The organism is Pseudomonas sp. F(2018) (assembly GCF_005508865.1).
In the GTDB taxonomy this organism is placed as follows: Bacteria; Pseudomonadota; Gammaproteobacteria; order Pseudomonadales; family Pseudomonadaceae; genus Aquipseudomonas.
The window spans coordinates 191,789-202,257 of record NZ_SCOM01000005.1; the positions used below are offsets into that span (position 1 = coordinate 191,789).

A 10,469-nucleotide genomic window follows, 5' to 3' on the forward strand; every position below is an offset into this window, starting at 1 on the left:
AGTTGCTGCGTGCCTTACTGGTCGAGCAGCGCCTTGTCGCGTACCGCGCCCTTGTCGGCGCTGGTGGCCAGCAGGGCGTAGGCCTTGAGCGCGGTGGTCACCTTGCGCGCGCGCGGGGCGACCGGCTTCCAGCCCTTCTGGTCCTGCACGATGCGGCGGGCGGCCAGTTCTTCATCGCTGACCAGCAGGTTGATGCTGCGGTTGGGGATGTCGATCAGCACCTTGTCGCCGTCACGCACCAGGCCGATGGCGCCGCCAGCGGCGGCTTCCGGCGAGGCGTGGCCGATGGACAGGCCCGAGGTGCCGCCGGAGAAGCGACCGTCGGTGAGCAGGGCGCAGGCCTTGCCCAGGCCTTTGGATTTGAGGTAGGAGGTCGGGTAGAGCATTTCCTGCATGCCCGGGCCGCCTTTCGGGCCTTCGTAGCGGATGATCACGATGTCGCCGGCCTTCACTTCGTCGGCGAGGATGCCTTTCACGGCGCTGTCCTGGCTCTCGAAGATCTTCGCGGTGCCTTCGAACACGTGGATCGACTCGTCGACGCCGGCGGTCTTCACCACGCAGCCGTCGAGGGCGATGTTGCCGTACAGCACGGCCAGGCCGCCCTCTTGCGAGTAGGCATGCTTGACGCTGCGGATGCAGCCTTCGGCGCGGTCGTCATCCAGGGTGTCCCAGCGGGTGCTCTGGCTGAACGCGGTCTGGGTCGGGATGCCGGCCGGGCCAGCCTTGAAGAAGGTGTGGACCTTCTCGTCGCTGGTCTGGGTGATGTCCCACTGGGCGATGGCGTCGGCCATGCTCGGGCTGTGCACGGTCGGCACGTCGGTGTGCAGCAGGCCACCACGGGCCAGCTCGCCGAGGATGGAGAAGATGCCGCCGGCGCGGTGCACGTCTTCCATGTGGTACTTCTGGATGTTCGGCGCCACCTTGCACAGCTGCGGCACCTTGCGCGACAAGCGGTCGATGTCGCGCAGGTCGAAGGCGATCTCCGCCTCCTGGGCGGCGGCCAGCAGGTGCAGGATGGTGTTGGTCGATCCGCCCATGGCGATGTCCAGGGTCATGGCGTTCTCGAACGCCTTGAAGCTGGCGACGTTGCGCGGTAGCACGCTGGCGTCGTTCTCGCCGTAGTAGCGTTGGCACAGCTCGACGGCCAGGCGGCCGGCGCGCAGGAACAGCTGCTCGCGGTCGCTGTGGGTGGCCAGGGTCGAACCGTTGCCCGGCAGGCCAAGGCCGAGGGCCTCGACCAGGCAGTTCATCGAGTTGGCGGTGAACATGCCGGAGCAGCTGCCGCAGGTCGGGCAGGCGCTGCGCTCGTACTCGGCGACCTTCTCGTCGGAGCAGGAGTCGTCGGCGGCGACGACCATGGCGTCGACCAGGTCCAGGCCGTGGTTGGCCAGCTTGGTCTTGCCGGCTTCCATCGGGCCGCCGGAGACGAACACCACCGGGATGTTCAGGCGCAGGGCGGCCATCAGCATGCCGGGGGTGATCTTGTCGCAGTTGGAGATGCAGACGATGGCGTCGGCGCAGTGGGCGTTGACCATGTATTCCACGGAGTCGGCGATGATCTCGCGGCTCGGCAGGGAATAGAGCATGCCGTCGTGGCCCATGGCGATGCCGTCGTCGACAGCGATGGTGTTGAACTCTTTGGCCACGCCGCCGTGTTTCTCGATCTCGCGGGCAACCAGCTGGCCCAGGTCCTTCAGGTGCACGTGGCCGGGCACGAACTGGGTGAAGGAGTTGGCGATGGCGATGATCGGCTTCTTGAAGTCTTCGTCCTTCATCCCGGTGGCGCGCCACAGGGCACGGGCGCCGGCCATGTTGCGGCCGTGGGTGGAGGTTTTCGAGCGGTAATCGGGCATGACACGTTCCTGCGGCTAATCAGGTGATGTTTCGTATGGTGAGCGTCGACTGGACCGGATGCAAACGGGAGATGGCCGTGCGTTCGGAAGGGGGCCGCAGGACGAAACGGGGTCACCGTTCGTTCGGCCCGGGCTCACGGACCCGCCGGGGGATGGTTGGCGAGGAATGCCCCGATTCTACGCCCCCCGCGCCCGCCGGGGAAAGGTTCGCGGTAGCTCCCGGTCCGATGGCGCTCGGCGCTGCGGCCCGGCTGCCGGCATGGGGAGTTAGCTCTTTGGGCTTATGCCGTTCATCCGGTTTCGCCGTTCGGGCGATTGTTGGTATGACCAGTCGGTCACGTACGGTGCAGTGCGGTGCGTTCCGCGCGGTTTGCCGGGCGCCCGCAATCGCCGGCGAAGTACCAGCAGTGCAGCCCAGTCCGATGCAGTGGGTCGGGGAGGGCCATGGCGAACTCCTACTCGACGAATAACAACAAGGATTCCCTTCGATGCTCGATTCCAAACTCGGCCTGGCGGCCACTCTCTTTGCCTTCTCGGCCTCTGCTCTCGCGGCGTTGCCGGACACCCCCGGCACGCCGTTCCCGGCCGTTTCCAGTTTCGACAACAGCGGCCCGTATGCCACCACCAGCCAGGCCGAGGGGCCCAGCTGCCGCATCTACCGGCCCAGCAACCTCGGTCAGAATGGCGTGCGCCACCCGATCATCCTGTGGGGCAACGGCACCGGCGCCACGCCCGACACCTATGCGGCGTTGCTGACCCACTGGGCCAGCCACGGCTTCGTGGTGGCCGCCGCGGAAACGTCCGATGCCGGCACCGGCCAGGAGATGCTCGCCTGCCTGAGTTACCTGGTGCAGGCCAACGGCAGCGCCTCCGGCACCTATGCCGGCAAGCTGAATGCCGGGCGGGTCGGCACTTCCGGTCACTCCCAGGGTGGTGGCGGTTCGATCATGGCCGGCCAGGATGACCGGGTGCGCACGACGGCGCCGATCCAGCCCTATACCCTCGGGCTCGGTCACAACACCAGTTCGCAGAGCAAGCAGAAGGGGCCGATGTTCCTGATGTCCGGCGGCGGCGACAACATCGCCTTCCCCTACCTGAATGCCCAGCCGGTCTACAACCGCGCCAACGTGCCGGTGTTCTGGGGCGAGCGCCGCACGGTCTCGCACTTCGAGCCGGTCGGCAGTGGTGGAGCCTATCGCGGCCCGGCCACGGCCTGGTTCCGCTACCAGCTGATGAACGACCAGAGCGCCAGCAGCACCTTCAACGGCACCCTGTGCAGCCTGTGTGTCAGCCCGGTGTGGACGGTGAAGCGCAAGGGCTTCTGAGGCAGGCGGAGCGAGCCCCGTCCGCAGGCGCGGGCGGGGCTTCCGTTACTCAGCTGTTGGGCAGCAGGCGTACGGTCAGGCTCTTGATGTAGCGGGTCTCGGCGATGGCCGGGTGCACCGGGTGGTCCGGGCCCTGGGCGCCGCGTTCGAGCAGCTGGATATTGCGGTCCAGGTGGCGGGCGCTGGTCAGCAGGATGTTCTGCAGGTTGTCTTCTTCCAGGTGCATGGAACAGCTGGCGCTGACCAGGATGCCGTCCTTGTTGAGCATGCGCATGGCGGTCTCGTTGAGGCGGCGGTAGGCGGCCTCGCCGTTCTTGATGTCCTTCTTACGCTTGATGAAGGCGGGCGGGTCGGCAACGATCACGTCGAAGCGTTCCTCGGCGGACTTCAGTTCCTTGAGGGCGGCGAACACGTCGCCTTCCACGCAGGTGACCTTCTCGGCGACGCCGTTGAGGGTGGCGTTGCGCTCCACGCCATCTAGAGCGAAGCCGGAGGCATCGACGCAGAATACTTCGCTGGCGCCGAAGGCTGCAGCCTGTACGCCCCAGCCGCCGATGTAGCTGAACAGGTCGAGCACGCGCTTGCCCTGAACATAGGGCGCCAGGCGCGCACGGTTCATGCGGTGGTCGTAGAACCAGCCGGTCTTCTGGCCTTCCAGCACCGGGGCGTGGAACTTCACGCCGTTCTCTTCCAGATCGACCCACTCCGGCACCACGCCGAAGGCGGTGTCGACATAGCGCTCCAGGCCCTCGGCATCGCGGGCGGCGGAGTCGTTCTTGAACAGGATGCCGCGTGGCTTGAGCACCTGGACCAGGGCCTCGATCAGCGCGTCCTTGCTGCGCTCCATGGTGGCGGAGGCCAGCTGCACCACCAGATGGTCGCCGAAGCGGTCGACCACCAGCCCGGGGAGCAGGTCGGAATCGCCATAGACCAGGCGGTAGAAGGGCTTGTCGAACAGGCGCTCGCGCAGGCTCAGGGCCACGTTCAGGCGGTGCACCAGCAGCGACTTGTCCAGCACGTGCTTGACGTCGCGCGACAGCAGGCGGGCGCAGATCAGGTTGTTCGGGCTCATCGCCACGATACCCAGCGGCTTACCGCCGGCCGCTTCGAGGATCGCCTGGTCGCCGGCCTGGAAGCCGTGCAGCGGGGTGGCCGCCACGTCGATCTCGTTGCTGTAGACCCACAGGTGACCGGCGCGCAGGCGACGATCGGCGTTGGCTTTGAGGCGCAGGGCGGGCAGGGTCATTGGGGCGCTCCGGAAAAAAGAGCGCGATTATACCCCGCCCGCACCCGTCAGGCCGCCAGCGACTCCAGCAATGCTTGGTTGAACGCCGGCAGGTCGTCGGGTTTGCGGCTGCTGATCAAGTTACCGTCGCGGATCACCTCCTGGTCCTGCCAGTCGCCACCGGCGTTGCGGATGTCGTCCTTGAGCGACGGCCAACTGGTCATGGTCTTGCCCTTGACCAGTCCGGCCGAGACCAGCAGCCAGGCACCGTGGCAGATCACCGCGATCGGCTTGCCGGATTTCTCCGCGGCCTGCACCAGGGTCAGGGCGGCGGTATCGGTGCGGATGGTGTCGGAGTTCATCACGCCGCCCGGCAGGACCAGGGCGTCGTATTCCTCGACCTGGGCGGTGTCGAAGGTGCCGTCGACCGGGAAGCTGTCGCCCGGCTTGTCATGGTGCCAGCCGCGCACCTGGCCTTCCTTGACGGACAGGATGTCGGCCTGGGCGCCGGCCTGTTCCAGGGCCTTCTTCGGCTCGGTCATCTCGACCTGTTCGAAACCATCGGTCACCAGCAGGGCGACGCGTTTGCCTTTCAGGGACAGCGACATGGTGGAGTCTCCTCTATACATGGGATGTCCCTGTTCCGACCGGCCCTGGGTGGAAAAGGTCAGCCAAAGGTTTAACCGCCTTGTCGCCGCGTCTCGGTTAAACTGTAGGCTCGTTCACATTCTCCACGTGTCCTTTTCCATGGCCCAAGAACTCTCCGCCGAACAGATCCAGCAGGTGCTGCAGGGCATCAGCGTGCCGCCGCAGCCGCAGATCATGGTCGATCTGCAGATGGAGCAGTTCCTGCCCAACCCGGACCTGAAGACCATCGCCCGGCTGATCAGCCAGGACCCGGGCCTGTCCGGCGCGCTGCTGAAGATCGTCAATTCGCCGTTCTTCGGCCTGTCCAACCGCATCGCCTCGATCCAGCAAGCGGTCAACCTGCTGGGCTGCAACTCGGTGATCAACCTGATCAACGCCCAGTCGATCAAGGGCGAGATGAGCGACGAGACCATCGTCATCCTCAACCGCTTCTGGGACACCGCCCAGGACGTGGCAATGACCTGCCTGACGCTGGCCAAACGCATCGGCTACCAGGCACCGGACGAGGCCTATACCCTCGGCCTGTTCCACAACTGTGGCATCCCGCTGATGCTCAAGCGCTTCCCCAACTACATGACGGTGCTGGAGGAGGCGTACTTCAACGCCAGCAGCGAGCGCCGCGTGGTGGACACCGAGAACCGCCTGCTCAACACCAACCATGCGGTGGTGGGTTACTTCACCGCCAAGTCGTGGAACTTGCCGCTGCACCTGTGCGAGGCCATCGCCAACCACCACAACGCGCTGTCGTTCTTCGAGGATGACACCGGCCGCGATGCCCAGCTGAAGACGCTGATGGCGATCCTCAAGATGGCCGAGCACATCTGCGCCAGCTTCCGGGTGCTGGGCAACCAGGACGAGGACCACGAGTGGGACAGCATCCAGCAGCACGTGCTGGAGTATGTCGGCCTCACCGAGTACGACTTCCAGACCCTCAAGGAAAGCATCCACGACCTGGGCGCCGGCTAAGCGGGCCTCCCGGCGCAGCGCCTTTCCTGCTAGGGTGGCACTCCGCTCAGTTGTACCCCGCGAGTGCGTGAATGCCTGAATTACCCGAAGTCGAAACCACCTGCCGCGGTATCGCCCCCCATCTCGTCGGTCAGCGCGTCAGCCGCGTGGTGGTGCGCGAGCGCCGGCTGCGCTGGCCGATCCCCGAAGACCTCGATGTGCGCCTGTCCGGCCAGCGCATCGAATGCGTCGAGCGGCGTGCCAAGTACCTGCTGATCCAAGCCGAGAGCGGCACCCTGATCGGTCACCTGGGCATGTCCGGCAACCTGCGCCTGGTGCCGGTGGGTGCGCCGGTGGCCAAACACGAGCATGTCGACATCGAACTGGAGTCGGGCCTGGCCCTGCGCTACACCGATCCGCGGCGCTTCGGCGCGCTGCTGTGGAGCAACGATCCGCTCAATCACGAGTTGCTGCTCAAACTGGGCCCGGAGCCACTGACCGACCTCTTCGATGGTGAGCGTCTGTATCAGCTGTCGCGCGGTCGCTCAATGGCGGTCAAACCGTTCATCATGGACAACGCGGTGGTGGTGGGCGTGGGCAACATCTACGCGACCGAGGCGCTGTTCGCCGCCGGCATCGACCCGCGCCGCGAGGCCGGCTCGATCTCCCGCGCGCGCTACGTGGCGCTGACCGTGGAGATCAAGCGCATCCTGGCTCACGCCATCGAGCGCGGCGGCACCACCCTGCGCGACTTCATCGGTGGCGATGGCCAGCCCGGTTACTTCCAGCAGGAGCTGTTCGCCTATGGGCGCGGCGGCGAGTTCTGCAGGGTCTGCGGTGCCACCCTGCGCGAGGTGAAGCTGGGTCAGCGGGCCAGCGTGTATTGCCCGAAATGCCAGCGCTAGAGCGCGTGCTCCCGGATCGCACAGAATAAGAACAGGCAGTAGGAACAACGATGCACGGCAACTACCTGCCGCCCAACCCGTTCGCCGAATGGCTGGGGCGTAGCGCACTGAGACTGATGGGCTGGCGTATCGAGGGCGCGTTGCCAAGGATCGACAAGTTCGTCGCCATCGGTGCCCACCACACCTCCAACTGGGATTTCGTGATCTTCATCGCGCTGAAGTTCGTTCTGCGCCTGAACGCCCGCTGGTTCGGCAAGCACAGCATCTTCCGCTGGCCTTTCGGCGGCCTGCTGCGCAGCTGGGGCGGCATCCCGATCCAGCGCCATCTCAGCCTGAACATGGTGGACCAGGCGATTCAGGGCTTTCGCGACAGCCGCGAGTTCATCCTGGTGCTGTCGCCGGAGGGCACGCGCAAGAAGGTGCAGCGCTGGAAGATGGGCTTCTACCATATCGCCGTGGGGGCAGGTGTGCCGATAGTGCCGGCGGCCCTGGACTTCGCCAATCGCCGGGTGGTGATCGGCGCGCCGTTCCAGCCCAGTGGTGACGCCGAGGCGGATATCCGCGCGCTGCAGGCGTTCTTCCGCCCCTATGTGCCGAAGAAGCCTGAATACGCATTCCACGGCGATTGACGGCGTTCACGCTGACAATTACGCGAGCGCTGTTATAGTTAGCTGCAACGCTCTGCCATAACTACACAATGAAGGATCGCGCCATGAACCTGTTTCGCACCACCGCCGCTGTCTTGGCTCTGACCACTGGCCTGCTGGCACTGCCGGCGCAGGCGGAGGTGGTTCAGCAGAATGCCAGCGGCGATCCTGCCTATGCTCTCGAAGCTCCTAAGGGCTATGCCATGACCGGTGACTTGCTTATCGCCCGTCCGCTGCTGATCGGCGTCACTGTGATCGGTGCCGGCCTGTTCCTGGTTAGCCTGCCGTTCACTGCCGCCGGCGGCAACGTCAAGGAAGCCGGCCAGGCGCTGGTAGTGGAGCCTGGTATGTCCGCCTTCGTGCGTTGCCTGGGCTGCACCGAGAGCGGTTACAAGAAGGACTGATCCTTCCGCCGCTCTACTCAAGAAGCCGGTCCTTGTGGCCGGCTTCTGCGCTTCTGCCCTCAGTCGTCTATTGCCACAGCTCCGAGCGGCCCACTCCACGCGGGTCGCTGGCGGCCTCTACCTGGCCGCTGTCCTTGTGCCACAGCAGTACCTGCTGGTTGCCGTAGCTGCGTTCCACGCGCTTGAGCCGGTGCCCGCGCATTTCCAGGCTGCTCAGCTGGCTGGGGCTGAAGGCGTCGGCCTCGTACTCGATCACGTCCGGCAGGTACTGGTGGTGATAGCGCGGCGTGGCCGGCCATTGCTGCACCGGCTTGCCATCCAGGTAGTCGAGTGCGGCCAGCAGCACCATGCTGGGAATGCGGCTGCCGCCGGGCGTGCCGAAGCTGGCCAGCTCCTGGTCGCTCTCGATAAAGGTCGGGCTCATGGAGGACAGCGGTCGCTTGCCGGCGGCAATGACATTGGCCTGGCTGCCGGAGAGGCCATAGGCATTGCTGCCGCTTGGGTCGGCGGCGAAATCGTCCATCTCGTTGTTCAGTAGCACGCCGGTGCCGGGGACGGTGAAGGCGGCGCCGAACGGCAGGTTGATCGACAGGGTGGCGGTCACCGCATTGCCTTCGGCATCCAGCACGGTGAAGTGGGTGGTGTGATCGCCTTCGCGCCAGGCCGGCGAAGGCGGCAGGCTGGCGCTCGGTGTGGCGTTCTGCAGGGCGATGCCCTTGGCCAGCTCCTTCAGGTAGTCGGGCGCGAGCAGTTGGGGCAGCGGGTTGCGCACATGGTCGGGGTCGCCCAGCAGGCCGCGGTCGCGGTAGGCGCGGCGCAGGGTTTCCACCACGTAGTGACTGCGCTGCACCGCCCCGGCCTTCTGCCAGGGCAGTTGCTGCAGTATCAGCAGACTCTGCGCCAGCGCCACCCCGCCTGCCGACGGCGGTGGCGCGCTGATCAGCTCGCGCCCGCCTTCCAGCGACACGCGCAGGGGCTGGCGCTCCACTACGCGGTAGTCACGCAGATCGCGGGCGCTCCACACCCCGCCGCCGGCCTGGACGCCTTCCAGCAGCAGGCGCGCCGTTTCGCCGCCGTAGAAGCCGGCGTGACCGTCGCGAGCCAGGCGCTCCAAGGTGCGCACCAGGGCCGGCTGGCGCAGCAGGCCGTGCAGCGGCGGGATGCGCTGCTGGTCGAGGAAGATGGCCGCGCTGGTCGGGTCCTGCCGCAACGCCTCCAGGCGCCATTCGGCACGCTCGCGATAGACCCGGTCGATGCCCACGCCGTCGCGAGCCAGGCGAATGGCCGGAGTCAGCGAATCGGTCAGTGGCAGCTTGCCGTAGCGCTCTGCCAGATGGGCCAGGGCCGCAGGCAGGCCGGGAATGGCGGCGGCCAGCGGGCCGTTGAGCGACAACTCACGCTGCACCGTGCCGTTGCGGCGGTAGAGGTCCGGACCGGCGCTCAGCGGCGCGCGTTCGCGGGCGTCGATGAAACGGTAGGTGGGCTTGTCGCCGGCCTGGCGCAGCAGAAAGAAGCCGCCACCTCCCAGGCCGCACCAGCCAAGCCACAGCAGGCCGGCGAGAGGATGTTTGGCGAGCATGGGGCGATCCGTGCGGGACAGGCCTAACAGCCTAGCGGAGATCGATACCCAGCGGTGGCGACTGTGACTCGCTGACGCGATCAGGCCTTGCCGGTGATCAGGCGGTACTTGTCCATCAGTTGCTCCTTGGTCTCGACGCGGGCCTCGTCGAGCGGGATGCAGTCCACCGGGCAGACCTGCTGGCATTGCGGTTCGTCGTAGTGGCCGACGCACTCGGTGCACAGGTTGGGGTCGATCACGTAGATCTCCTCACCCTGGGAGATGGCGCCGTTGGGGCACTCGGGCTCGCAGACGTCGCAGTTGATGCAGTCGTCGGTGATTTTCAGGGACATCGGGCAACTCCTGCCAGGCCCGTTGGGCATGGCACTTTCAGGCATTCAATGGGCGAATTGTGCCGGATTGCCGGGCATCGCGCCATGCAAGGGCGACCGTAGTCACCCGCACGGCACCTCGAGGATCAGCGTTTGAAGCGCTCGGCCAGGGCCTCGGCGACGGCCGGATGGACGAACTTGCCGATGTCACCGCCGAGTGCCGCGATCTCGCGGACCAGGGTCGAGGAGATGAAGGAGTACTTCTCCGACGGGGTCAGGAACATGCTTTCCACGTCCGGTGCCAGCTGGCGGTTCATGTTGGCCAGCTGGAACTCGTACTCGAAGTCGGACACCGCACGCAGGCCGCGCAGCAGGATGTTGGCGTTCTGTTCCTTGACGAAGTGCGCCAACAGGGTGGAGAAGCCGACCACCTCGACATTCGGCAGGTGCGCGGTGACCTCCCGGGCCAGCGCCACGCGTTGCTCCAGAGGGAACAGCGGATTCTTCTTGGGGCTGGCGGCGACTGCGATGATCACGGTGTCGAACAGGCGCGATGCGCGCTCGATCAGGTCGCCATGGCCCTTGGTGATGGGGTCGAAGGTACCCGGGTACAACACTCGATTCATC

Annotated in this window: 11 protein-coding genes; 5 read left to right on the forward strand and 6 right to left on the reverse strand. The window is 66.1% G+C overall.

Annotated elements, in window-relative coordinates; genetic code table 11:
- Positions 1-14: 14 nt before the first annotated feature.
- Positions 15-1,853 (reverse strand): dihydroxy-acid dehydratase, encoded by a 1,839-nt coding sequence (gene ilvD, locus FFS62_RS20360; RefSeq protein ID WP_137974679.1) that lies wholly within the window; start codon positions 1,851-1,853, stop codon positions 15-17.
- Positions 1,854-2,341: 488 nt separating this feature from the next.
- Between ilvD and FFS62_RS20365 the strand changes: the two genes are divergently transcribed.
- The gene (locus FFS62_RS20365; RefSeq protein WP_137974680.1) at positions 2,342-3,178 is read left to right on the forward strand and encodes an alpha/beta hydrolase; all 837 of its coding nucleotides are present in this window, start codon (positions 2,342-2,344) and stop codon (positions 3,176-3,178) included.
- A gap of 49 nt (positions 3,179-3,227) precedes the next feature.
- Here FFS62_RS20365 and FFS62_RS20370 read toward each other — a convergent pair whose 3' ends face one another.
- Together FFS62_RS20370 and FFS62_RS20375 are read right to left on the reverse strand one after the other, a co-directional pair.
- Complete coding sequence (locus FFS62_RS20370; RefSeq protein ID WP_137974681.1) at positions 3,228-4,424, reverse strand: class I SAM-dependent rRNA methyltransferase; 1,197 nt, start codon at positions 4,422-4,424, stop codon at positions 3,228-3,230.
- Between the two features lie 47 nt (positions 4,425-4,471).
- On the reverse strand, positions 4,472-5,011 hold the full coding sequence (locus FFS62_RS20375) for a type 1 glutamine amidotransferase domain-containing protein (protein WP_137974682.1): 540 nt from the start codon (positions 5,009-5,011) through the stop codon (positions 4,472-4,474).
- Positions 5,012-5,204: 193 nt separating this feature from the next.
- Here FFS62_RS20375 and FFS62_RS20380 point away from each other — a divergent pair, with 193 nt between their 5' ends.
- The 4 genes from FFS62_RS20380 (at position 5,205) to FFS62_RS20395 (ending at position 7,952) form a co-directional block, all read left to right on the forward strand.
- Entirely contained in the window at positions 5,205-6,017 is an 813-nt protein-coding gene (locus FFS62_RS20380) for an HDOD domain-containing protein (RefSeq protein WP_171016384.1), read from the forward strand.
- A 71-nt stretch (positions 6,018-6,088) separates the two neighbouring features.
- On the forward strand, positions 6,089-6,901 hold the full coding sequence (mutM, locus tag FFS62_RS20385) for a bifunctional DNA-formamidopyrimidine glycosylase/DNA-(apurinic or apyrimidinic site) lyase (RefSeq protein WP_137974684.1): 813 nt from the start codon (positions 6,089-6,091) through the stop codon (positions 6,899-6,901).
- 50 nt (positions 6,902-6,951) lie between these two features.
- Complete coding sequence (locus FFS62_RS20390) at positions 6,952-7,530, forward strand: lysophospholipid acyltransferase family protein (RefSeq protein WP_137974685.1); 579 nt, start codon at positions 6,952-6,954, stop codon at positions 7,528-7,530.
- Positions 7,531-7,613: 83 nt separating this feature from the next.
- Positions 7,614-7,952, forward strand: coding sequence for a multidrug transporter (locus FFS62_RS20395; protein WP_137974686.1), 339 nt, complete (start codon positions 7,614-7,616; stop codon positions 7,950-7,952).
- Positions 7,953-8,019: 67 nt separating this feature from the next.
- Here the strand turns inward: FFS62_RS20395 and FFS62_RS20400 are convergent, their stop codons facing one another.
- The 3 genes from FFS62_RS20400 to coaD form a co-directional block, all read right to left on the reverse strand.
- Positions 8,020-9,531, reverse strand: a complete 1,512-nt coding sequence (locus FFS62_RS20400) for a gamma-glutamyltransferase family protein (RefSeq protein WP_256662330.1) — start codon at positions 9,529-9,531, stop codon at positions 8,020-8,022.
- 80 nt (positions 9,532-9,611) lie between these two features.
- Positions 9,612-9,863: a YfhL family 4Fe-4S dicluster ferredoxin gene (locus FFS62_RS20405; protein WP_137974688.1), complete on the reverse strand. Its 252-nt coding sequence runs from the start codon at positions 9,861-9,863 to the stop codon at positions 9,612-9,614.
- Positions 9,864-9,988: 125 nt separating this feature from the next.
- Positions 9,989-10,468 (reverse strand): pantetheine-phosphate adenylyltransferase, encoded by a 480-nt coding sequence (gene coaD / locus FFS62_RS20410; RefSeq protein ID WP_137974689.1) that lies wholly within the window; start codon positions 10,466-10,468, stop codon positions 9,989-9,991.
- Position 10,469 lies beyond the last annotated feature (1 nt).

Bases quoted from the DNA above. Each gene is read 5' to 3' on its own strand.
- FFS62_RS20375 (WP_137974682.1), bottom strand. From the start codon at position 5,011: ATGTCGCTGTCCCTGAAAGGCAAACGCGTCGCCCTGCTGGTGACCGAT.
- mutM (WP_137974684.1), top strand. From the start codon at position 6,089: ATGCCTGAATTACCCGAAGTCGAAACCACCTGCCGCGGTATCGCCCCC.
- FFS62_RS20365 (WP_137974680.1), top strand. From the start codon at position 2,342: ATGCTCGATTCCAAACTCGGCCTGGCGGCCACTCTCTTTGCCTTCTCG.
- coaD (WP_137974689.1), bottom strand. From the start codon at position 10,468: ATGAATCGAGTGTTGTACCCGGGTACCTTCGACCCCATCACCAAGGGC.
- ilvD (WP_137974679.1), bottom strand. From the start codon at position 1,853: ATGCCCGATTACCGCTCGAAAACCTCCACCCACGGCCGCAACATGGCC.
- FFS62_RS20395 (WP_137974686.1), top strand. From the start codon at position 7,614: ATGAACCTGTTTCGCACCACCGCCGCTGTCTTGGCTCTGACCACTGGC.
- FFS62_RS20405 (WP_137974688.1), bottom strand. From the start codon at position 9,863: ATGTCCCTGAAAATCACCGACGACTGCATCAACTGCGACGTCTGCGAG.
- FFS62_RS20390 (WP_137974685.1), top strand. From the start codon at position 6,952: ATGCACGGCAACTACCTGCCGCCCAACCCGTTCGCCGAATGGCTGGGG.
- FFS62_RS20370 (WP_137974681.1), bottom strand. From the start codon at position 4,424: ATGACCCTGCCCGCCCTGCGCCTCAAAGCCAACGCCGATCGTCGCCTG.
- FFS62_RS20400 (WP_256662330.1), bottom strand. From the start codon at position 9,531: ATGCTCGCCAAACATCCTCTCGCCGGCCTGCTGTGGCTTGGCTGGTGC.